Here is a 20,416-nt window from a genome sequence, read left to right on the forward strand (position 1 = left end):
GAGAGATGAGGTCGAGTTTCGTAGTTATGTTCGAATGAATTCCAGAACACCGGCATCCGTCGGTGGCGCTCTCGCCTCGTCATCCGCGGGGCAGTGTCAGCACCTCCGCGCCCGACTCGGTGATCGCGATCGTGTGCTCGGTGTGCGCCGTGCGGCATCCCGTGGCGCTGCGGAGCGTCCAGCCGTCGTCGTCCGTCACGAGCCGGTCGGCGTCGGCCATGACCCACGGTTCGAGGGCGAGGAGCAGTCCGGGGCGCAGGATGTAGCCGCGCCCCGGGCGGCCGTCGTTGGCGACGTGCGGATCCTGGTGCATCGTCGAGCCGATCCCGTGGCCGCCGAACTCGAGGTTGACCGAGTATCCGGCACCGCGCAGCACGGTGCCGATGGCGCGCGAGAGGTCGCCGATGCGGGCGCCGGGGCGTGCCGCGGCGATGCCGGCCGCCAGTGCGCGCTCGGTCGCCTCGATCATCGCGAGATCGTCGGGAGACGCCGCCTGCCCGACGACGAAGCTGATGGCCGCGTCGGCCGCGATCCCCCGCAGTGAGACGGCGAGGTCGAGCGTGAGCAGGTCGCCTTCTGCGAGCGCGTAGTCATGCGGCATGCCGTGCAGCACGGCATCATTGACCGCCGTGCAGATGTAGTGACCGAAGGGTCCGCGCCCGAAGGACGGGGCGTAGTCGACGTAACAGGACTCGGCACCGGCATCCTCGATCATCTCCTTCGCCCAGCGGTCGATGTCGAGCAGATTCACCCCGATCACCGCGCGCTCCTTCAGGGAGTGCAGGATGCCGCCCACGAGCGCCCCCGTCGCTCGCGCCCGCTCCAGCTCGTCGGAATTCAGTATCTCGATCATGATGCGCCTGCTCTCCAATAACTATCCCGGTAATACTATCCCGGTATTAGAATCGTCACCATGATGGTCCGCCTGCCGTTGACGCCCGCCGAGATCGAGCGAGGAGAGCGGCTGGGCGCGCTGCTGCGGCGGGCGCGGGGAGAACGCTCCATGCTGGGCGTCGCTCTCGACGCCGGCGTCTCGCCGGAGACGCTGCGCAAGATCGAGTCCGGACGCGTGGCGACCCCCGCGTTTGCGACGATCGGCGCGATCGCTCACGTGCTCGGCCTCTCGCTCGACGAGGTCTGGGCGGAGGTCGGCCCTCAGCCCGTCGACGCGACCCGCACCCGGCTCGCGTCCTAGCGTCGTCCTACCGCCCGCGGCAGTTCCCGAGGCGGTCTGCCTCCGGCTGAGTCACCGCCCCGCGAGCAGCTCCCCGAGCCTCCGGGCCTCGGCCTCCGGCATCCCGTATCCGTGCTCCGGCGCCGGGTACACGCCCTCGCGCACCTCGTCGGCGTAGGCTTCGACGCCCGCGACGGCGGCGGTGCGGAGGTCGGCGTAGCGCTTGACGAACTTGGCGGCGCTGCCCGGATAGAGGCCGAGGAGGTCGTGGAAGACGAGGACCTGCCCGTCGGCATCCGCTCCGGCGCCGATGCCGATCACGGGGATGTCGAGCAGCGGCATGAGGGCCGCGGTGACCTCCGACGGCACGGCTTCGACGACGAGCAGCGAGACGCCGGCCGCCTGCAGGGCGAGGGCGTCGTCGATCACGGCGAGGGCGGCCTCGGCGGTGCGGCCTTGAGCGCGATAGCCGCCGAGGGCGGTCGCGGTCTGCGGGGTGAGTCCGACGTGGCCGACGACGGGGATGCCGGCGTTCACGAGCGCGCGGGCGCGGTCGACGGTCGTGCCGCCGCGCTCGATCTTGACGAGGTCGACGCCCGCCTCCTTGACGAAGTGCCGCGCCGTCTCGATCGCCTCGGAGTCTGAGGCCTCGTACGAGCCGAACGGCAGGTCGCCGACGAGGAGCGGGCGGTCGAGTCCACGGCGGACCGCCCTCGTGAGCATGAGCATCTCGTCGACCGTGACGGGCACGGTGCTGTCGTAGCCGAGCACGGTCATCGCGGCGGAGTCGCCGACGAGCACGAGGTCGACCCCGGCATCCTCGACGATCTGCGCGCTCGGGAAGTCGTAGGCCGTGACCATGACAAGACGCTCGCCCGCGGCCTTCTTGGCGGCGAGGTCGCCGAGGGTGAGGCGCTTCGTGGGGGCGGCGTGGGCGCTCACGCGGTCACCAGCTCTCCGACGGCGTCGTCGACCCTGATGATCGTGTTGCTCCGGTCGACGTGCACGACGGTCGGCACGTAGTGTTCGAGGTCTTCTCGGGAGTAGTCGGCGTAGGAGATGACGATGATCGTGTCGCCCGTGTGCACAAGGCGCGCGGCGGCGCCGTTGACCTGGACGACGCCGGTTCCGCGCTCTCCTTCGAGGGCGTAGGTCACGAAGCGCGAGCCGTTGTCGACGTCGACGACGTGCACCTGCTCGTGCGGGCGGATGTCGGAGGCCTTGAGCAGGATGGGGTCGATCGTGATGGAGCCGACGTAGTGGAGGTCGCTGCCGGTGACGGTGGCGCGGTGGATCTTCGACTTCAGCATGGTGCGGAGCATCAGCGGGTGCCGTTCTGTTCTGAGGTGCGGCGGGGTTTTGCGGGGTGGGCGGGTTCTGGGGTGCGGCTGGGGTCTGGGATGCGGCTTGGTACTGGGGTGCGGTCGGGTTCTGAGGGGTAGGCGGGATTTGGGATGCCGCTGGGGCCTGGGATGCAGTCGCGTTCAGTGATGCGGTCGTGCTCCGAGATGCGGTCGTGTTCCGAGGGGTGACCGGTGAGGAGGTGGTTGTCGATCAGGCGAGCCGCGCCGACGTGCGCGGCGACGGCGAGGAGGGCGTCCCGTGACGTGTCGGCGACGGGTTCGAGCGTCTCGGCGTCACGGAGCTCGAGGTACTCGGTGCGGATGCCGGCGGCGTCGAGGACGTCGCGGGCGGCCGCGAGGATACGGGCGGAATCCCGTTCGCCGCCGTCGTGCAGCTCCTGCGCGGCGTCGAGGGCGCGGTTGAGCGCGGTGGCCTGCTGCCGGGCGGCGGGGTCGAGGTAGACGTTGCGCGAGCTCATGGCGAGTCCGTCGGCTTCACGGACGATGGGGCACGCCTCGATGCGGACGTCGAGGTCGAGGTCGCGCACCACGCGCCGCACGACCAGGACCTGCTGAGCATCCTTCTGTCCGAAGTAGGCGGCGTCAGGGCGGACGATGCCGAACAGCTTGGTGACGACGGTGGCAACGCCGTCGAAGTGGTGCGCGCCACGGCTCGCACCGTCGAGGACGTCGGTGATGCCGGCGACGTGAATGCTGGTGGCGAAGCCGAGCGGATAGACCTCGTCGGGCGCGGGGGCGAAGAGGATGTCGACGCCCTCCGCCTCAGCCTGCGCGGCATCGCGCGCTTCGTCGCGCGGGTAGGTGCTGAGGTCTTCGTTCGGGGCGAACTGCGTCGGGTTGACGAAGAGGGAGACGACGACAAGGCCGTTCTCTTCGCGCGCGCGGCGCATGAGGGAGAGGTGACCCTCGTGGAACGCACCCATCGTCGGGACGAGGCCGACGGTTCTTTGTTTGGCCCTGGCTTCGCCGACCGCCTCGCGGACCTCGGGGATCGTGCGGAGGATCTTCATGCGCGGTCCTTCTCGGGGGTGTGCGGGGCGGCCTCGGGGGTGCGTGGGTCGGGCTCGGGGGCGTGCGAGTCGGGCTCGGGGGTGTGCGGGTTCGTCTCCGGGGTGCGCGGGTCGGCCTCAGAGGTGTGAGACACGGGCTCGGGGGTGTGCGGGTTCGTCTCCGGGGTGCGCGAGTCGGCGATGCGCCTCGTGGCGGTGGTGAGCGCGTCGAAAAGGTCCCGGTGCGCGCCTGTGGCGGCCCTCTGCGTCGCGACGGTGGCCTCGTCGCCGCGGACGATGGGTCCGGTGAGGGCATCCGCCGCGCCCTGATGCTGCCAGTTGTCGACCGACTGCCGGACGAGCGGGGCGAGGACTTCGCGCGGATCCTCGACGCCCGCGGCGATGGCGAGCTGCTCCGCCGCATCGAGCACGGTGAGCACGAAGTTCGACGCGAAGGATGCCGCCGCGTGATACGCCGCCCGATCGGTCACAGTGAACGGGGTCATGCCGAGGGCGCGAGCGAGGTCTCTCGCGAGGCTCTTGTCCTCCGCGGTGCGTCCGTCGATCGCGGCACCGATGCCGTGGAACACGTCGGGAGTCTCGCCGCCGGTGAAGGTCTGGAGCGGGTGGATGCTGAAGTCCACCGCGTCGAGGCCAGTGGCGCCGGAGAGATGGGCGACCCGGCGCACATGCGGGCGCGCGACGAACGCGACGGCGGAGATCGCAGCATCCGGGACGGCGAGGATGGCGATGTCGGCGGCCGGCATCGGCTGTTCCCGACGGAGCGGTCCGAGGACACTGAATCCCGCCGCACGAAGCGCCCGGGTGAGAACTCCTCCGAGACGACCGGCGCCGATGACGGCGATGGTCGTGGCTGGCGCGAGTTCAGAGTCAGGATTCATGGGGAGGGCTGGTCGGAAACGGCGACGTGGATGCCACGAGTATCTGCCTGCGACAGCATCCACTCCAAATCGGAGAGCAGATCGCAATGGTTCTTACCCCTTCTGATTGTCGTTCTGCCACCAGTTCCTGACACAGTCTTACCTTTTCGCTCTCGCTATCCTCGCAACGCGAGACTGAGCCCGTGTGGATTGGTTGGATCGAGTTCGACAACCTGCAGGGCGACGTGCGCTCGCTAAAGAAGAAGCGCGGAGCCATCCCGCCCCTCATCGCCGATCTCCGTCGGCGCACCGAAAGCGCGATCGCCGAGGTCAGCGCGCAGGATGCGCGGTGCGCAGAAGGTCCTCCCCGGCGTATCGAGGCTGTCTACGATCTGCCGCTCGACCCGCTGGCGCACGACGATGTCGAGGTGCTCGGGCGGGTGATGACACCTGCGCGCGAATCCGCCGCGGTCGGCGGGAAGGCATAGATCGAAGGCCGAGTGACACCCGCAGGTCGTTCAACCAGCGAAGCGAGACGAAACGCCACCACCCTCACCCGTCAGGGCAACGTCATCGGTGAGATCTCGACGTCGATGGTGCCGAACGGGAAGGGGCTGAAGACCGACCAGGACCCTGACATGAAGTCCTCGATCGAGACCAGACGGAACCACACCTGCGAAACGACGATCGCGAGCACCACGATCCCGACGACGGCGAACGCCGAGCGGTTGAGGCTCCTCCGGGCGGTCAGTTCGCCAGGCGCCTTCATCGCCCGACCGATCGCAAGGAGGACGAGCACGGCGATCCCGACGTAGAGCAGCGGGCTCGGGCCGAGGGCCAGCTGGACGCATCGGGGAGCTTCGTCTACAGCTCGACCAGACGCATCGATGAATCCTCCTTGTCCGTCGAATCCGCCGGCACAATAGCCTCGGCTCGCAGTCATGAAGACCGGGTAGAAGAACGCAGCGATCACCGAGACGATCACGAGTCGACGGATCACGCCGATCACAGTCGCACCGGGAAGCGCCGAAGATGCGACGCCGCGCAGCGAAGTCTGGGTCAGCGGCAAGACGGTCTCCTTCGGCGTCGGTCCTCCTCATCATGTCTCATCGGTGATAGGTGCGGAAGGGGCCACAGATGCTGACCCGCGAGTTGCTCACAGGTCCGTGGCGGTCGGAGTCGTTGGCGGGGTGCTGGTCGCATCGGTGCTGTCACGCAACGGTTCGCCGGCTATACACGTGGTTATGAACGACACGAGCGAGTATCCAGCCGACGCCTTCGCTCCCAGCGGTGAGCTTTGGTGGAATCTGCAGCATTGGCCTGGCACGCAAACTCGGTTCGGCCAAGAGGCACGGCTTTCCGCCTGGTTGTGGTTTACCCGCGAGGTCGGCGATGTTTTCACTTTGCCAGAGGCAAAGGCGGAACTAGGAGAGGATCTCGCTTCAGACTCCCAGCACTTTGATCGGCGCCTCCGTGAACTCCGGAGGGTGGACTGGCTTATCCCTTCTGGGCGTGATGGCGGCAACGGACTTAGGCCCGAGCAGTACCGGCTCGAGTACAAGGGCGTGCGCTGGTGGATCCCTGAGGAGCGCCGTGGCGTCAAGCGGTTCGCGCCATCGTCGACCATTCGTCGATACGTGTTTGAGCGCGACGGCGAACGTTGCGTTCTATGCGGGGTCGGCTCGCGTGAAAGTTATCCAGGGGAGCCGAACACAGTGGCCAGACTGACCTTAGGCCATCGAGTCCCTCAAGAGCGCCTGCGCCAGTACGGCCAGCGTGACAACATCGATAACTGGCGCACAGAGTGCGCCAGATGCAACGAAGAGGTGCGAGACTCAGCCCCCGACCCCCAAACCTACGAGGAAGTAATGGCTTCGGTGAAGGCCCTAACCAAGTCAGAGAAGTCACAGCTGCGTGACTGGGCTACACGGGGCGAGCGCGTTCGCACTGCGCTCGATCGCGCGTATGACCAGGTGAGGATGCTCAGTGAAAGCGATCGCGTCCGCGTTCTGGCATACGTCGAGGGCTTCTAGAAATCCGTGCTGTCGGACTGGGCTCAAGCGGCCAAGGAATCCCACCTGCGGCACCGCAGTTTCGCGGCCACTAGCACCAGCCGATGCGCGGTTGCTTCCGAGGTAGAGCGTCGTCAGGCTACTTGAACGCCACATCCGGAGCCCCATCCAGACACTCCTCTGATTCGCTCGCTGCGCGCCATGGAGCACCGTCTAGCTCCGCTACAAACGGCTCATCCAGACGAGCACGACGGAGACGGACACTCACAACTTCTCCCGGCCCCGGAACTGCAACGCCAAGCTCCGCTGCGACGATTCGGTGCTTCTCATAGTCTCCTCCAAGAATCACGTACCCTTCGGGTCGCAGAGCGGTGCGTGCGCCGCCGTTAGCACGCACGCGCTTCATGAAGTCATCCTGCTGCGCGACAGTCGCGATAACATTCCGTCCGATTCGCTCCCCTGTGATAAGTCGAAACAACTGATTGACACGCTGTTGCCCAGATCGAGGATCAAAGATTGCGGCGATCGTCTGGGAATCACACTGGAGCAGAACATTCGGCGGCAGATCCCCAGGTCGTTGAAGCCACCGAACGGCGTCGCGACCTGTTTGGTTCAACTGAACCTTGGCGTCGCGGTTCGTTGTCGTACGGCAGTGTTCTGCCGTCGCCCGGACCACGCCAAGAGCGAACTCACGCTTGGCGTCGCTGACATAACCCACGACAAGAAGGTGTCCTAAGGCCTCCGGCGGAATCATCCACCCATTCATCCGCTGGGAGAACTTACAATCGACGTCCACACCAGCGATCTTGTAGTCCAGCTTGATTCCCTCATCGATGACGTCGTCAAACTCGCGGCGGAGGTTGATCTCAAAGAGGGTACCGAAGTGCGTCCGCTCAGTCTTGTGCAGCTGTTCCCATGAGTAACGCCCAGTTCGCTGCCCGTCGTACAGCTGATCCAGCGTTCGGCGCATTAGTCGCCCCGTTCGAGTCCCGTCAGGATCCGCGTTGTTGAGCACTCGAAACACAGCAATGAGCTCCGAATCGCCCTCCTCTTCTAGAGGGTCGACTTCCCATCCGCGCAGGAGATCGAACGTCATTCTGGCTAGCTGACTCGGTTTCGGAAGCGTGACACAACCTCATGGCGCCAGTGATCGGACTGCCCGATGAACCCCTTGAAGTCACCGAGGAGATAGCGTTCCGTTCCCTCCACATCAACGGTATGAAGCTCAAAATCTCTTCCGATGGCAGCGAGTCGCTGTTGCACTGCGGATGCGCTTCCCTCGTTGTACGCGTCAACCAGCTCTTGAAGGCTCAACGGCCTGTCGCTTTGTGCCAGCGCTCGATACACAGGATCGTGCAGACTAACCTGTCCAGGCTCATTATCCATCGCTGTGCCTTCATGATTGAGCGCGGCACGGATGCTCCGCCCGATCGCTTCCGCTACCGGAGGCGGGAACGCGTTCCCGATCTGTCGGTACTGCGATGTCTTGCGGCCAGCGAACATATAGCCGTCCGTCGTCGTCCAACCCTGAATGCGTGACGCCATCTCGATGGTCAACCGCGGTGGGGTTGTCCTGAACGATGGCGACCTGCGGTCCGGGGGCGAGTCCGCAATGCCTCTGCCGTCCACACTCAACTTGGCCCACGCAGCCTTTGCTCTGGTAGGACCAAGATCTGCTCCACCGTGCTTCTTGCTGCCACCCACTAGCGTCGGCCCAATATCATTTGCCGCGTCGCGCCATGCGTCCGCGTATTTCCAGCCATCGACGGCCATTAGATCGTGCAGCGCGTCACCGACCGTTACCCGCGGCCCGAGATGCGCCTCGGGCCAATAGAAGTAGCGCATCTCGCTAGTCGGCATGGCAACAAGCACGAACCGGGGTCTCAACTGCGGAACCCCGAAGTCGGATGAGTGAAGCAGTTTCCACTCCCCTACGTATCCAAGCTCGTCGAGACGGTCTAAGATCCGTTGGCGGTATGCGGCAAACCTAGGAGCCGCGAGCCCTCGCACGTTCTCAAGCATCACCGCACGAGGCCGGATGATCGAGACCTGCTCGATCGCCCAGGCGAAGAGATCCCGTTCATCGGAAGTCCCCAGTTGCTTGCCGGCAGCAGAAAACGGGGGGCATGGCACTCCGCCCGCAAAGAGATCGACTCCCTCGTACGACCGAGGCGTCCACACTGACGGATCCGCCACGTCTCCAACTGCAACTTGCACTCCGAGATTTGAGCTCAGAGTCTCCGCAGCCGTCGCATCGATCTCGATCGCCAACGAGTGAGAAAAGCCTGCCTTATGCAGCCCCAGAGATTGCCCTCCGGCACCGGCACATGCCTCAACGAGGCTCAACGACTGTTCTGCGGATCGCTCGTTTTCTGGCACGCAATTATCGTACGACTGCCCAGCGACATCGGCATGGCGCACCGCCGACCTGCCGTCGCCACCCGCGGCGCGTCCTGCCTTTGCGCCCGGATGGGTCTATCCGCGGAGTGCACGGCGTCAGGCTCCGGCTCCCCGGCCAAACTGCTCCCCGGGTTCACCTGCTGAGCCACCCGCCGCAAGGTCAACAACAACGGCTCCACCAGCACCGACTCCAACATCAGTACTGCACCCTCAGCGGACTCGTCCGGCGCCTCGGCGATCTCGGCGTCCGCAATCCGCCGCATGCTCGCGAAGTAAGGAGCCGCCGGCAGCATCCTGCTCGCTCCGGTCACGATCGGATTCCAGGACATAGACGGCGATGACCTGCGATGGATCCGGGAGCGCTGACACCTCGCCGTCTACGTTGCAATCCCCCGCAGCAACACCGCCACCGTCGCATCCACCCGCGCATCTCCCAACGGCCGCCCCAACAACGCGGCATAACTCGCCATTGCGATGAACTGATCCGCAACCGCGGCAGCATCCACATCCGCCCGCACATCCCCCGCGGCAACCGCGAGCGACAGGCGCGATGTCACCCACTCGCGAATCGGCGCAGCCAGCTTCTCGTTCAGCTCCAGTCCCAGCCCCGGGTCCGACGCCGTCACCGCGATCAGCGCCCGCGCGACGGCGACGCCATCCGCATCCGCCAGCCCCGCCGACATCGCCGAGAACCACGCCCGCAGATCCGCCCCGAGGTCCGCGGTCATCGGCACAGCGACATCCGCCCCCGGCAGCTCCCCCTCCAGCAGCGCCTCCCCGAGGATCGCGGCCTTCGACGGCCACCACCGGTAGATCGTCTGCTTCGAGACCCCGGCGACCTCGGCGAGGCCCTCGATCGTCACAGCCTCGTAGCCCGAAGAGGACAGGGCGGCGCGCATCGCCTCCAGCACGGCCTGCCGGGCGGATTCACTTCGAGGTCTAGGCACGATCACAGGCTACTCAGGCGTACACTGATCCATAACGAGACGCACCGTTGCGAAACAAGAAGGAGCACCAGCATGGCCCTCACCGCTCACTCCACCATCGGCGACTGGCTGAACGACGAGGTCGGCGGGCCGCTCATCCGCGGACTCTTCGAGAAGACCGGCGCCGACCCCGAGCTCCTCACCCCCGTGCTCGGGCTCCCGCTGCAGCAGCTCGTCGCGATGAGCCAGGGCGCACTCCCGCAGTCGGTCGTCGACGACCTCGTCCGCGCGGCCAACGGCGGCGAGATCCCCGAAGACACCGGCGCTGAAGGCTGGTCCGAGACGCCCACCACCGGACGCTTCGCCGGCAAGACCGTGATCGTCACGGGCGCGGCATCCGGAATCGGCAGGGCCACGGCATCCCGCATCGCCCGCGAAGGCGGACGCGTGATCGCCGCCGACATCTCCGCCGAGAAGCTCGACGCGCTGAAAGCCGAGCTTCCGGGCGTCGTCACCGTCGCTGGTGACCTCACCCAGCAGAGCGCGATCGACGCCGTCATCGCCGCCGCGGGCGACCGCATCGACGGCCTCGCGAACGTCGCCGGCATCAACGACGACTTCTCCCCCGCAGGCGAGACGACGGATGCCGTCTGGGACCGCGTCATCGCGATCAACCTCACCGCCCCGTTCAAGCTCATGCGCGCGGTGCTCCCGATCATGGAGGCGGCCGGCAGCGGTTCGATCCTCAACGTGTCGAGCGAGGCCGGCCTGCGCGGCAACGCCTCCGGCAACGCCTACACGGCCAGCAAGCACGGCATCATCGGCGTCACGAAGTCTGCGGCGTTCATGTACGGGCCGAACGGCATCCGCGTGAACTCCGTCGCCCCGGGCGGCGTGGCCACCGGCATCCCGATGCCCCCGAACATGTCGGAGTACGGTTCGGGTCGCCTTGCGCCGTTCCAGCAGGCGATCCCCACCGTCGCGACCGCCGAGCACCTGGCGGCGTCGATCACGTTCCTGCTCAGCGACGATGCCGTGAACATCAACGGCGCCGTGCTCGCGTCGGACGGCGGGTGGTCGGTGCAGTAGGGGGCAGCCGTACAGAACGGGTATGCCCTGATCAGCGGAGCGCTGAGATCAGGACGGAGTCATGCAATCGTCTTGTTCTCTGAAGAAGACCCGGATCTCGATTGCCCACGATCGCACCAAGGTAAACAATCGCCGAAGCGCCATCAATATCGTGCCCCGAAGCATCTGCGTACCGTCGAACAACGTTGAGCGTCTCTGGCCGAGTGAGCGCGCTCATCAGATCTTGAACCGTCAACACGTCAACCTGCTGCAGGACCCCAACAAGTCGATCAGCGTCCTCGATCTCCAAGGAAAGACCATCGGGGCCAAGCTTCGGCGCGTCCCTCAAACCTTCAGACAAGGCGCCAAGCAATCTAAGTGAACTCAGCTTCTCTTCAAGACCGCTGCCCGAATGGTATGCGGATTGGAGCTCGCGAACATGGTCCACCAGATCTGAAGCGATCGAGGAAAACTCACGGTCAATCAGTTCAAGCGCACCTGCGAGCGCGTCGAATCGTCGCTTCAAGGGTTGCGGAACGGAGTCGCCAGCTTTATACCTAAACGAGTGTTCAATCTCGGCCCACGCATGCGAGATAACGCTTCGAATCTGAACTTCGACTACTGCGATACGAAGAACTTCCTTGACGTCCTCGAGCCCAGTGGGTTTTGGCTTCAAAACGAGATGAACGCTTCGGTAACCAACTTCACCGGGCCCAAGACCGTCAGTCTTATTGACAGAGTATTGAGGCATCTCCTGGAAACGACGCTTGAGGATGTCGCCCGCCTGCTCGATCGAGTGATCGAACAGAGTAACGACTCGGGCACCGAGGATGTCAGTCATCTGTTGCGCCGGCCTCCCATAGGCTTTGCGAGAGATCTTTTCCGCGGCAGAGTCAGGATCTTTCGCGCGGACATCAATCATCTGCACGCCATGAGCTCGCCCCGAAAGCGCGTCCTCTAGCTGCTGGCGAACCTCGTCAGCAGCTCTCTCATAGCTTGTGAACTCTGACCGATACCTCGCCAGCCACTTTTCTGCGACGACACCCATGATTTAGGCCTCGCCTGTCACCACTTGCCGAAGGATATCGATACGCGTCCGACGCGGACGAATGTTGTCCGTCTGCCTCGACTGTGCGGCTAGGTAGGCCGCCTTTCGCGGATTCGCCTCATCGTTGTCCAGCAGCTCACGATCGAAGCGAGAAAGACGCTCAAAGAGCTGCTCCGAAGTCGGAAGCGAGTCTCCATCAGCCTCGATTTCGCTAAGCGCCCCGACAAGTGCGTAGAAGTTTGCCGGCCTCTTGATGAAGAGCTGCTTAATGTTCGGAAGGGACTCTCTGATCATCTCCACATACCTCAAGAGACGTTCCTTCAACTGATCACCTTCAACAAACTCAGTTGCATACGCCTCGTAATACAGATCCACCGATTGCTTTTTGTCCTGAGGGCCCTCCTGCAAGAGGATCAGTAGCTCGGCGGCAAACTCATCGTTCTTCATCCTCTTAGCAGCCTGGGGGGAGACGATCCCCATCTGCTTCCACTGGCCCCAGCCGCCGACGCTCTCTGCCAGTCGTTTGAACTCACCATCCTCGCCCGCATGGCGTCGTTCCTGAGGGTTCAGCGCAACGACATAGCGGTTCATCCTTGCGAACATCGCTCGAATCGCGGTAGGAGTGAATCCTGAAAGCTCTTGGATAACAAAGTCATACTCGAGAATCTTCGAGCGGTCGTCGGCAGAGAGCGTCTTCCACCTCAAGCGGCTCCACGACTCGCCTTCAGACTCGGTGAGCGAGAAGCGATTGGCGAGAAAGTCCATCACCGCGGACAACCGTTGCTGTCCATCCACAACTGTGTACTCGATACGACCGGTCTGTACACTCACCGTCCGCTGAAAGTAGAGCACAGGAATGGGATTTCCGGTGAGAATCGTATCCATGAGGTATGCCTTAGCCGGCCTTGGCCATACAGCATTCCGCTGAAACTCCGGACTGAGCTGAAGCTGACCCTCATCGTAGAGCTGCTTAAGGAGACCGATGTCTTTGGTCGTGGTCGCAATCTTCGGGGCCAAGATCTCTCCTCACAGCTCGTTCACGCCGGACCGGCGCACAGTTACTCCACCGACGTTACAGATGAATCAGCCTTGGAACCACAATAGGATCCTGCTCCGCCTCGGTCGCCACCACAGGCCCCCTACCGCACTCCCCCACTCAGGCGTACCCTCACCTCAGAGGTGCACTGATGCCCGTTCCCGACAGCATCTTCTCCGGGTCCATCCCTGAGAACTACGACCGCTACATGGTGCCGCTGATCTTCGAGCCCTATGCGGCCGATGTCGCGCGCCGGGCGGCGGCGCTGGAGCCGCGACGGGTGTTGGAGACCGCGGCCGGAACGGGCGTCGTCCCGCGATTCCTGCTGCCGCTGCTGCCCGCCGGCTCGGCCTATGTCGCGACCGATCTGAGCGCGCCGATGCTGGACTACGCGGCATCCGTCCTGCCCGATCCGCGGCTGCGCTGGCAGACCGCCGACGCGCAGGACCTGCCCTTCGACGACGGCGCCTTCGACCTGGTGCTGTGCCAGTTCGGGGCGATGTTCTTCCCCGACCGCAGGCGCGCCTACCGCGAGGCGCGACGGGTGCTCGAACCCGGCGGGAGCTTCATGTTCGCCGTCTGGGACGCGATCGAGAGGAACGACTTCGCCGACGAGGTGGGGCACGCGCTCGCGGCGATGTTCCCCGCCGACCCTCCGCGCTTCATGGCCCGCACCCCGCACGGCTATCACGACGTCGCCCTGATCGAGCAGGAGGTGCGGGATGCCGGCTTCACCACTGTCACGATCGACACCGTGACCGCGCAGAGCGTCGCACCGTCGGCCCTCGTCGCGGCGACCGCGTACTGCCAGGGCACACCCCTGCGCGGCGAGATCGAGGCGCGGGACCCCGTCGGCCCTCGCGGAGGCGACGGTGCGGGCAGCCGCCGCGATCGCCGCCCGTTTCGGCGACGGCGAGGTGCGGGGGCGGATCCAGGCGCACGTCGTCACGGCCTCGGGCTGACGCGCGACGGGCGAACGGGCGACGAGCGACGAGCGACGAGCGACGAGCGAACGTTTCGTCTCGCTGCGCTCGCTCAACGACCGGGGGGCTGTGCCCCTCCCCTAGACTTCCCTCAACCATGGGAGTCCCGGCAGGGGCTGAGAGGGCGCTGACGCCGCGCCGACCGTCATACCTGATGCGGGTCATGCCGCCGTAGGAAGTCGAGCCATATGTCGCGCCTCATCGCCGAGCCCACCGTCTCCCCCTCTCGAGCCCGCAACGCCGTCCGCGGCGGACTGCTCGGCAACTTCGTCGACCAGGTCGACATCTTCCTACCGGTCATCGCCCTCGCCCCCGCCGCCGCGATCGTGCTGGGTCCCGATGCGGCCGCCGCCCAGACGGGCCTGATCTTCGTCGCCACTCTGCTCGGACGTCCGCTCGGCGCCGCGATCTTCGGGAGCCTCGCCGACCGTCACGGACGAACGAGAACCACCACGGCGGCGATCACCGGCATCGCGATCACGACGCTGCTGATCGCCCTGATCCCCACCCACGACGTCGGCGGCGCGGCGACCCTGTGGGCCTTCGTGGCCCTGCGCTTCGTCGGCGGCGTCTTCCTCGGCGGCGAGTACTCCGCGGCGATCCCCCTCGCCATGGAGTGGACCGCCCCGCGCCGGCGCGGCCTGCTCAGCGGCGGCATCATGGCCATGTCACCCCTCGCCAACGCGTTCATCGCCGGGCTCACGCTGACCCTCGTCCAGGTGCTCGGACCCGACGCCTACGCCGGCTGGGGGTGGCGGATGCCGTTCATCGCCGGCGCGCTGCTCGCCGCGGCGATGCTCTGGTACTACGTCGCCGGCGTCGACGACGCCCCGATCCCGACGAACGGCGCCCGCCGCGCACGTCCGCTCACCGCCATCCTCATCGGTCCGTTCCGCCGCCAGCTGTGGCAGGTGTTCGTGCTGATGACCGGGCTCTGGCTGTTCACCCAGATGGCGATCCCCGTGCTCACCGGGATGCTGCGCGAGGCGCCGCAGGTCGGACCGACGACCGTCCCGTTCATCATGCTGATCGCGACCCTCGTCTCGGCAGCCGCGATGCTCTCCGCCGGCGCGCTCTCGCAGCGGATCGGACGGAGACGCTTCTTCGTGGTCTTCGGTGCGGGGGCGCTCGTCGCCGCACCCCTCGCCTTCGCGTGGGCACTGACCTCGCAGGGCGTCGCCGCCGTGCTCGCGGTGACCGTCGTGCAGATCGTCACGGTCTCGGCCTACGGTCCGGTGGGCGCGTACCTCGCCGAGCGCTTCCCCTCCGCCGTGCGGTCGAGCGGCTACGGGGTCGGGTACTCGCTGTCCCTCGTCGTGCCGGCGCTCTTCCCGTTCTGGCTGCCCTGGTTGCAGAGCACACTCGGCCCGGTCGCGGCGGTCATGGCCGTGCTCGCCGCGGCATCCGCTCTCCTCGTGATCGGTGCGCTCCTCGGCCCCGAGCCGGATCGGACCGCAGCTCTGGAGTGAGCGACGCGTGAGGAGTCAGAGAACGTCGGATCCGGACGGTCGGATGCCGCGATCTCTGACTCCTCACGGCCCGGATACCCCGGGTCAGTCCTTCGGGACGTTCTCGTCGGAGCTGTAGTTGCCGTCGCCCGACAGCGAGAGCGCACTGAACCGGATGGGACGCGTCACGCTCTTGAAGTCGAGAGGGCAGTGGCGCAGCCCGGCCGGGATGTACAGCGCACCCGACGTCGTGACCGAGTACGTCTCGCCGTCGAGGTCGATCAGCAGTTCGCCGCCGAGGTCGTGCGGGTTCTCCGGGTCGGACCCGGTCCAGATGAGCACTTCGTCGTAGTCGTGCTCGTGCTCGTTGACCCAGTGGCTGGGCTCGTCGGTGGGGTTGATCCACGAGTAGGTCATGTGGACCTTCGCTCCGGGGACGTCCGCCGCGCGCATCAGGGCGAACGCGTCGCCGATGTGGGCGGGGCGGGGCTCTCCGGTGCCGATGGCGCCCTCGTTCACGAGGTCGTCGGTGGTGTCCTGCATGTGCCGGACGAACAGGTGCTCGTACTTCGCTGTCACGACTGCTTCCTTTCAGATCGGGCGGCCCGCATCGCCGAGATCAGGGGATGCGGATGCCGCCGCCTTCGACGCTAGGTACCCGTCCGACGCCCCGACCAGGGACTTCCATCGCCTGTCCTGGTACGTCCGCGGGGTACCTTCCCCGCACCCTCCCCGCCCGCACGACAATGTTCGACATGACCTCACCGAACGTGCTGTCCGACGACGCGCAGCGCACCCTCCCCGACCTGGACCGGCTCGTCGGCCTCCCCCTGCGCCGCAAGCCCCGCATCCTCAGCCGCTGGATCCCCGCCGTCCTCTTCGGCGCCGTCGCCCTCGCGATCGGCTGGACCGTCGTCAGCGCACCCGCTCTGAGCTGGCCCGTCGTCGGCGACTACCTCTTCAACCCGCGCATCCTCAGCGGCGTGCTCCTCACCCTCGTGTTCACGGTGCTGACCTTCGTGATCGGCCTCCTGCTGGGCGTGCTCCTCGCCGTCATGCGCCAGGCCGGCAACCCCGTGCTCACCGTCCTCGTCACCGGCTACGTGTGGATCTTCCGCGGCACCCCGCTGCTCGTCCAGCTCGTCTTCTGGTTCAACCTCGCGCTGCTGCTGCCGTTCATCGGCATCCGCATCCCCGCATGGGGCATCGTGATCGGCGGAGAGACGAACGCCATCGTCACCCCCTTCCTCGCTGCGCTCATCGGGCTGGTGCTGCACACCGCCGCCTACATGGCCGAGGTCGTACGCGGCGGGTTCCTCGCGGTGCCTCCCGGCCAGACGGATGCCGCGAAGGCGCTGGGCATGACGACGCTCGGTGCACAGTGCCGCATCGTGATCCCGCAGGCGATCCGCGTCATCCTGCCCCCTCTGGGCAACCAGTTCATCGACATCCTCAAGGCGACGTCGATCGTCTCGGTGATCGGCGGAGGCGACCTCATGACCCAGGCCCAGCAGATCTACGGACAGAACTACCAGGTCATCCCCCTGCTTGTCGTCGCCTCGCTCTGGTACCTGGTGCTGGTCACCGCGGCGAGCATCGGACAGTACTTCCTCGAACGGTCCGTCGACCGCTCGAGACGACGCGTCGCGATCGCGAAGGAGGCCGCACTGTGACCGGCAACGCCCTCACCCTGCGCGGACTACGCAAGGCCTTCCACGGCACCACGATCCTCGAATCCATCGACCTCGACGTCGCCCCCGGCGAGGTCATCTGCATCATCGGACCCTCCGGCGGCGGCAAGTCGACGCTGCTGCGCTGCATCAACCATCTCGAACCCCTCGACGCCGGCATCGTCCTCGTCGAGGACGAGCTCGTCGGCTGCGCGGTCGAGGGCGAGCACCTCGTCGAGACCGGCGACCGCCAGACCAGCAGGGTCCGCCGCCGCATGGGCATGGTGTTCCAGCAGTTCAACCTCTTCCCTCACCTGACGGCGCTGGAGAACGTGACGATCGGTCCGATCAGGGTCCTGAAGGAGCCGAGGAGGGATGCCGAGCAGCACGCCCGCGCCCTCCTCGACCGCGTCGGACTCGGGCAGCACGCCGACAAGCATCCGGCCCAGCTCTCCGGCGGCCAGCAGCAGCGCGTCGCGATCGCCCGCGCCCTCGCGATGCGCCCGTCTCTCATGCTCTTCGACGAGCCGACCTCGGCGCTCGACCCCGAGCTGGTCGGCGAGGTGCTGCAGGTCATGCGATCGCTCGCGGATGCCGGGATGACGATGCTCGTCGTGACCCACGAGATCTCCTTCGCCAGGGAGGTAGCCGATACGGTGGTGTTCATGGAAGGCGGCGTGATCGTCGAGAAGGGGCCGGCGGCCCAGGTCCTCGCGCGCCCGACCTCGCCCCGCACGGCCTCGTTCCTGCGCAGCACGGGCACCCTGTCTCCCCAGCCGGAAGACGTCGGGCTCCAGCCGTGACCGTCGCGCAAGGCCGCCCTCCTCTGCACTCCATCGACGCCACGATGGCCGCGGCGGGAGGGCTGTTCCTGCTCGCCGACCTCCGCACCCAGGGCCCCGGTCCGTGGGCGGAGGTGCCGCACCGCCACGACTTCGTGGAGCTCGCCTGGCTCAGCGCCGGCTCCGGTCGCCACGTCATCGACTTCCAGGAGCACACCGCCGAACCCGGCGACCTCTTCATCGTCGCCGCAGGGCAGATGCACCACTGGGAGCGCGGCGAGGTCGAGACCGACGGCGCCCTCGTGCTGTTCCGCCCCGAGCTGCTCCTCGGCAGGGGCGGCCCCGGAGAGTGGGCGCCACTGTCGGGCAAGTGGCACCCCGACCCCGCGTCCGCTGCGCGCATCGACTCCCTCCTCGCGCAGCTCGACGTCGAGCAGCGGCAGCGCGCCCCCGGGCACGAGTTGGCGATCCGCAGCCTCCTCACCGCCCTGCTCGTGCTGTGCGGCCGGTACGTGTCGTCCGGCACGGTCGCCGACGGACTCGCCGCCCAGTTCGAGCGCCTCGCGCGCGAGAGCCGCGGCACGCTCCGCACGGTCGCCGAGTGCGCCAGGGAGCTGTCCGTCACCCCCGGCCATCTCAGCGAGGTCGTCTCGACCGCAACCGGACGACCGCCGGGGGAGATCCTCCGCGAGGCCGTCGTGTACGAGGCCCAGCGCCTCCTCGCCCGCTCGGACTTCAGCTGCGCCCAGATCGCCAGGGAGCTCGGCTTCGACGACGCGTCGTACTTCTCCCGCTTCTTCCGCCGCGAGGTCGGGATGACCCCGTCGCGGTTCCGCGACCTCCAGCGCGACCACATCTCCGCGGCCTGAGCGCGGGGCCCCGCCCTCGGCGGACGCCCCGCGAAATGTGCCAGCCCTCCCGCTCTGGGTCCCTCGTCGGCGGCATCCCGCGATTCCTACGCTGACAGCATCCCGCCGCATCTCAGTACGAAGGAGTCCTGAATGATCACCCGAACCCGTCTCACCCTCGCCGCCTCCGCCTCCGCCTCCGCGCTCGCCCTGCTGCTCGCCGGCTGCGGGTCAGGCGCCGCCGCCGGCCCGTCGGGAGAGAGCGCCGACCCCGCCCTCTCCGAGCTCATCACCCCCGGCGTGCTCACCGTGGGCCTCGTGCTGCCCGACGCGCCGTACTACATCGCCGATGACGACAACGTCCCCGTCTCCGGCATCACGAAGGACCTGCTCGACGCCGTCGCCGACGAGCTCGGCGTCGAGGTCGAGTACGTGCCCGTCGCGTGGGAGGGCGGCATCACCGGCGTCGCCGCCGGGCGCTACGACATCTTCGGCGGCAGCCTCTACGACACCGCGGAGCGGCAGGCCGCAGGCACCTTCATCGACTTCATGAAGGAGCAGGCCACCCTCATCACCACCGCGGGCAGGGCGGGCGAGTTCTCGGAGCAGGCGGATGCCTGCGGCCACTCGGTCGCCACGATCCGCGGCACCACCGACGTCGCCTACGCGACCGCCCTGTCGGAGCAGTGCACGAAGGACGGGGCCGAGCCGCTGACCGTCACCGAGTACCCGACGCAGCAGGACGCCGAGCTGGCCCTCGAATCCGGTCGCACGGATCTCGGCATCCAGAGCGTCCCCGCCGCGGAGTACGCCATCAGCCAGGGCGCGAACAAGGCGCTCGTCGGCGACCCCTTCGACGGCGGCTTCTATGTCGGCAGCATGATGAACACGCAGAAGAAGGCGCTGATCGACGCCGTGCTCGCCGCGATGACGACGCTCTACGACGACGGCACCACCGCCGAGCTGTTCGCCCCCTACGGCATCGAGCCCGCCGCCCCCGGCGTCAACCTCCAGAAGTAGCGCGTCGCGCGGCGCGTGCGTGAGCGTACTTGCTTGCTTGCTTGCTTGCTTGCTTGCTTGCTTGCTTGCTTGCTTGCTTGCTGAGCGTGCGTGCTGAGCGTGCGTGCTGAGCGTGCGCGTGAGCGTGCACGTGGTGAGGAGTCAGAGAACGTCGGATCCGGACGGTCGGATGCCGCGATCTCTGACTCCTCACTGCCGCTTGAGGCGCGGGCGCAAGGCGCGGGCGCGGGCGCGAGGCGCGAGCCGCCGTTCGGGGCGCGGGGCGAGCGCGCTCAGGAAGCGCGCACGTCGAGAACCCACGTGACGCCGAAGCGGTCGGTGAGCATGCCGAATCCGGCGGACCACGCGGATGCCGCGAGCGGCTCGACCACCTCGGCGCCCACAGCGAGGGCGTCCCAGTATCCGGTGAGCTCGTCGAGCGACGTGGCCCGCAGCGACTGGAAGAACGGGCGATCGGTGATGGTCAGACCGTTCTCCCTCCGCGTCTCGCCCGCGGTCGCGGAGGCGTCGTCGAGGCCGGGGATGTCGTAGGCCATGAGACGGATGCCGCCGCCGTCCAGCTCTCCGAACACGAGGCGGTCAGCGCCGGGAGCATCGGCCGGCATCCCGAACTCCCCGTAGGTGGCGAGCGCGATCTCGCCGCCGAACACGGAGCGGTAGAACTCCAGCGCCTGGCGTGCAGTGCCGCGGAAGTTGAGGTGCGTGGTGGTGGTGATGGTCATGGTGTCTCCTCGGATCGGCGACGGCCGAGTGCCGTCTACGACCAC

The 20,416-nt window shown here is 66.8% G+C and carries 23 protein-coding genes and 1 riboswitch; of the genes, 10 read left to right on the forward strand and 13 right to left on the reverse strand.

The window, feature by feature from the left end:
* Positions 1-79: 79 nt before the first annotated feature.
* Positions 80-853 carry a type I methionyl aminopeptidase gene (gene map, locus ACFVRO_RS02715; RefSeq protein ID WP_386948969.1) on the reverse strand — a complete coding sequence of 258 codons (774 nt, stop codon included), beginning with the start codon at positions 851-853 and terminating at the stop codon, positions 80-82.
* 63 nt (positions 854-916) lie between these two features.
* Between map and ACFVRO_RS02720 the strand changes: the two genes are divergently transcribed.
* Positions 917-1,195 (forward strand): helix-turn-helix domain-containing protein, encoded by a 279-nt coding sequence (locus ACFVRO_RS02720; RefSeq protein WP_223587489.1) that lies wholly within the window; start codon positions 917-919, stop codon positions 1,193-1,195.
* Positions 1,196-1,246: 51 nt separating this feature from the next.
* Here ACFVRO_RS02720 and panB read toward each other — a convergent pair whose 3' ends face one another.
* Genes panB through ACFVRO_RS02740 form a run of 4 tightly spaced genes read right to left on the reverse strand, consistent with a single transcriptional unit; the run spans position 1,247 to position 4,429 of the window.
* Positions 1,247-2,116, reverse strand: a complete 870-nt coding sequence (gene panB / locus ACFVRO_RS02725; RefSeq protein WP_386948972.1) for a 3-methyl-2-oxobutanoate hydroxymethyltransferase — start codon at positions 2,114-2,116, stop codon at positions 1,247-1,249.
* Positions 2,113-2,496 carry an aspartate 1-decarboxylase gene (panD, locus tag ACFVRO_RS02730; RefSeq protein WP_386948975.1) on the reverse strand — a complete coding sequence of 128 codons (384 nt, stop codon included), beginning with the start codon at positions 2,494-2,496 and terminating at the stop codon, positions 2,113-2,115. Before panD ends, panB begins: the two co-directional genes overlap by 4 nt.
* Positions 2,496-3,548, reverse strand: a complete 1,053-nt coding sequence (gene panC / locus ACFVRO_RS02735) for a pantoate--beta-alanine ligase (protein WP_386948978.1) — start codon at positions 3,546-3,548, stop codon at positions 2,496-2,498. Before panC ends, panD begins: the two co-directional genes overlap by 1 nt.
* Complete coding sequence (locus ACFVRO_RS02740; protein ID WP_386948981.1) at positions 3,545-4,429, reverse strand: DUF2520 domain-containing protein; 885 nt, start codon at positions 4,427-4,429, stop codon at positions 3,545-3,547. Before ACFVRO_RS02740 ends, panC begins: the two co-directional genes overlap by 4 nt.
* Before the next feature lie 182 nt (positions 4,430-4,611).
* Here ACFVRO_RS02740 and ACFVRO_RS02745 point away from each other — a divergent pair, with 182 nt between their 5' ends.
* Positions 4,612-4,896 (forward strand): DUF503 family protein, encoded by a 285-nt coding sequence (locus ACFVRO_RS02745; RefSeq protein WP_386948983.1) that lies wholly within the window; start codon positions 4,612-4,614, stop codon positions 4,894-4,896.
* A 71-nt stretch (positions 4,897-4,967) separates the two neighbouring features.
* Here the strand turns inward: ACFVRO_RS02745 and ACFVRO_RS02750 are convergent, their stop codons facing one another.
* Complete coding sequence (locus ACFVRO_RS02750; protein ID WP_386948985.1) at positions 4,968-5,477, reverse strand: hypothetical protein; 510 nt, start codon at positions 5,475-5,477, stop codon at positions 4,968-4,970.
* 175 nt (positions 5,478-5,652) lie between these two features.
* Between ACFVRO_RS02750 and ACFVRO_RS02755 the strand changes: the two genes are divergently transcribed.
* On the forward strand, positions 5,653-6,441 hold the full coding sequence (locus tag ACFVRO_RS02755) for an HNH endonuclease (RefSeq protein WP_386948988.1): 789 nt from the start codon (positions 5,653-5,655) through the stop codon (positions 6,439-6,441).
* Between the two features lie 118 nt (positions 6,442-6,559).
* Here the strand turns inward: ACFVRO_RS02755 and ACFVRO_RS02760 are convergent, their stop codons facing one another.
* The 3 genes from ACFVRO_RS02760 to ACFVRO_RS02770 form a co-directional block, all read right to left on the reverse strand.
* Complete coding sequence (locus ACFVRO_RS02760) at positions 6,560-7,516, reverse strand: NaeI family type II restriction endonuclease (protein ID WP_386948991.1); 957 nt, start codon at positions 7,514-7,516, stop codon at positions 6,560-6,562.
* A gap of 5 nt (positions 7,517-7,521) precedes the next feature.
* Positions 7,522-8,799, reverse strand: a complete 1,278-nt coding sequence (locus ACFVRO_RS02765; RefSeq protein ID WP_386948993.1) for a DNA cytosine methyltransferase — start codon at positions 8,797-8,799, stop codon at positions 7,522-7,524.
* Between the two features lie 398 nt (positions 8,800-9,197).
* Positions 9,198-9,767: a TetR/AcrR family transcriptional regulator gene (locus tag ACFVRO_RS02770; RefSeq protein WP_386948995.1), complete on the reverse strand. Its 570-nt coding sequence runs from the start codon at positions 9,765-9,767 to the stop codon at positions 9,198-9,200.
* A 72-nt stretch (positions 9,768-9,839) separates the two neighbouring features.
* Here ACFVRO_RS02770 and ACFVRO_RS02775 point away from each other — a divergent pair, with 72 nt between their 5' ends.
* Positions 9,840-10,835, forward strand: coding sequence for an SDR family NAD(P)-dependent oxidoreductase (locus tag ACFVRO_RS02775; RefSeq protein ID WP_386948997.1), 996 nt, complete (start codon positions 9,840-9,842; stop codon positions 10,833-10,835).
* Positions 10,836-10,866: 31 nt separating this feature from the next.
* Here ACFVRO_RS02775 and ACFVRO_RS02780 read toward each other — a convergent pair whose 3' ends face one another.
* Both ACFVRO_RS02780 and ACFVRO_RS02785 read right to left on the reverse strand, forming a co-directional pair.
* Positions 10,867-11,862, reverse strand: coding sequence for a GTP pyrophosphokinase family protein (locus ACFVRO_RS02780; RefSeq protein WP_386948999.1), 996 nt, complete (start codon positions 11,860-11,862; stop codon positions 10,867-10,869).
* 3 nt (positions 11,863-11,865) lie between these two features.
* Complete coding sequence (locus ACFVRO_RS02785) at positions 11,866-12,879, reverse strand: DUF262 domain-containing protein (protein ID WP_386949002.1); 1,014 nt, start codon at positions 12,877-12,879, stop codon at positions 11,866-11,868.
* A 170-nt stretch (positions 12,880-13,049) separates the two neighbouring features.
* Here ACFVRO_RS02785 and ACFVRO_RS02790 point away from each other — a divergent pair, with 170 nt between their 5' ends.
* Positions 13,050-14,012, forward strand: a complete 963-nt coding sequence (locus ACFVRO_RS02790) for a class I SAM-dependent methyltransferase (protein WP_386949004.1) — start codon at positions 13,050-13,052, stop codon at positions 14,010-14,012.
* Positions 13,969-14,075: riboswitch (TPP riboswitch) on the forward strand. (Overlaps the previous gene by 44 nt.)
* A complete protein-coding gene (locus tag ACFVRO_RS02795; protein ID WP_386949007.1) occupies positions 14,070-15,350 on the forward strand; it encodes an MFS transporter in 1,281 nt (426 codons plus the stop codon). Its footprint overlaps the riboswitch before it by 6 nt.
* Before the next feature lie 84 nt (positions 15,351-15,434).
* Here the strand turns inward: ACFVRO_RS02795 and ACFVRO_RS02800 are convergent, their stop codons facing one another.
* Positions 15,435-15,908, reverse strand: coding sequence for a hypothetical protein (locus ACFVRO_RS02800; RefSeq protein ID WP_223587351.1), 474 nt, complete (start codon positions 15,906-15,908; stop codon positions 15,435-15,437).
* A 176-nt stretch (positions 15,909-16,084) separates the two neighbouring features.
* Between ACFVRO_RS02800 and ACFVRO_RS02805 the strand changes: the two genes are divergently transcribed.
* From ACFVRO_RS02805 to ACFVRO_RS02820, 4 genes are all read left to right on the forward strand, one after another.
* Positions 16,085-17,002: an amino acid ABC transporter permease gene (locus tag ACFVRO_RS02805; RefSeq protein WP_386949009.1), complete on the forward strand. Its 918-nt coding sequence runs from the start codon at positions 16,085-16,087 to the stop codon at positions 17,000-17,002.
* Positions 16,999-17,802: an amino acid ABC transporter ATP-binding protein gene (locus ACFVRO_RS02810; RefSeq protein ID WP_386949011.1), complete on the forward strand. Its 804-nt coding sequence runs from the start codon at positions 16,999-17,001 to the stop codon at positions 17,800-17,802. Before ACFVRO_RS02805 ends, ACFVRO_RS02810 begins: the two co-directional genes overlap by 4 nt.
* On the forward strand, positions 17,799-18,650 hold the full coding sequence (locus ACFVRO_RS02815; protein WP_386949013.1) for a helix-turn-helix domain-containing protein: 852 nt from the start codon (positions 17,799-17,801) through the stop codon (positions 18,648-18,650). Before ACFVRO_RS02810 ends, ACFVRO_RS02815 begins: the two co-directional genes overlap by 4 nt.
* A 132-nt stretch (positions 18,651-18,782) precedes the next feature.
* The gene (locus ACFVRO_RS02820) at positions 18,783-19,649 is read left to right on the forward strand and encodes a transporter substrate-binding domain-containing protein (RefSeq protein WP_386949016.1); all 867 of its coding nucleotides are present in this window, start codon (positions 18,783-18,785) and stop codon (positions 19,647-19,649) included.
* Between the two features lie 272 nt (positions 19,650-19,921).
* On the opposite strand, the gene ACFVRO_RS02825 is transcribed toward ACFVRO_RS02820, so the two are convergent.
* The gene (locus ACFVRO_RS02825) at positions 19,922-20,371 is read right to left on the reverse strand and encodes a VOC family protein (RefSeq protein ID WP_386949019.1); all 450 of its coding nucleotides are present in this window, start codon (positions 20,369-20,371) and stop codon (positions 19,922-19,924) included.
* Between the last annotated feature and the right edge of the window lie 45 nt (positions 20,372-20,416).

Source organism: Microbacterium sp. NPDC057944, assembly GCF_042887445.1.
Lineage (GTDB): Bacteria > Actinomycetota > Actinomycetes > Actinomycetales > Microbacteriaceae > Microbacterium > Microbacterium natoriense.

Bases quoted from the DNA above. Each gene is read 5' to 3' on its own strand.
- map (WP_386948969.1), bottom strand. From the start codon at position 853: ATGATCGAGATACTGAATTCCGACGAGCTGGAGCGGGCGCGAGCGACG.
- ACFVRO_RS02720 (WP_223587489.1), top strand. From the start codon at position 917: ATGGTCCGCCTGCCGTTGACGCCCGCCGAGATCGAGCGAGGAGAGCGG.
- panD (WP_386948975.1), bottom strand. From the start codon at position 2,496: ATGCTCCGCACCATGCTGAAGTCGAAGATCCACCGCGCCACCGTCACC.
- panC (WP_386948978.1), bottom strand. From the start codon at position 3,548: ATGAAGATCCTCCGCACGATCCCCGAGGTCCGCGAGGCGGTCGGCGAA.
- ACFVRO_RS02740 (WP_386948981.1), bottom strand. From the start codon at position 4,429: ATGAATCCTGACTCTGAACTCGCGCCAGCCACGACCATCGCCGTCATC.
- ACFVRO_RS02755 (WP_386948988.1), top strand. From the start codon at position 5,653: ATGAACGACACGAGCGAGTATCCAGCCGACGCCTTCGCTCCCAGCGGT.
- ACFVRO_RS02760 (WP_386948991.1), bottom strand. From the start codon at position 7,516: ATGACGTTCGATCTCCTGCGCGGATGGGAAGTCGACCCTCTAGAAGAG.
- ACFVRO_RS02775 (WP_386948997.1), top strand. From the start codon at position 9,840: ATGGCCCTCACCGCTCACTCCACCATCGGCGACTGGCTGAACGACGAG.
- ACFVRO_RS02780 (WP_386948999.1), bottom strand. From the start codon at position 11,862: ATGGGTGTCGTCGCAGAAAAGTGGCTGGCGAGGTATCGGTCAGAGTTC.
- ACFVRO_RS02790 (WP_386949004.1), top strand. From the start codon at position 13,050: ATGCCCGTTCCCGACAGCATCTTCTCCGGGTCCATCCCTGAGAACTAC.
- ACFVRO_RS02795 (WP_386949007.1), top strand. From the start codon at position 14,070: ATGTCGCGCCTCATCGCCGAGCCCACCGTCTCCCCCTCTCGAGCCCGC.
- ACFVRO_RS02805 (WP_386949009.1), top strand. From the start codon at position 16,085: ATGACCTCACCGAACGTGCTGTCCGACGACGCGCAGCGCACCCTCCCC.
- ACFVRO_RS02820 (WP_386949016.1), top strand. From the start codon at position 18,783: ATGATCACCCGAACCCGTCTCACCCTCGCCGCCTCCGCCTCCGCCTCC.
- ACFVRO_RS02825 (WP_386949019.1), bottom strand. From the start codon at position 20,371: ATGACCATCACCACCACCACGCACCTCAACTTCCGCGGCACTGCACGC.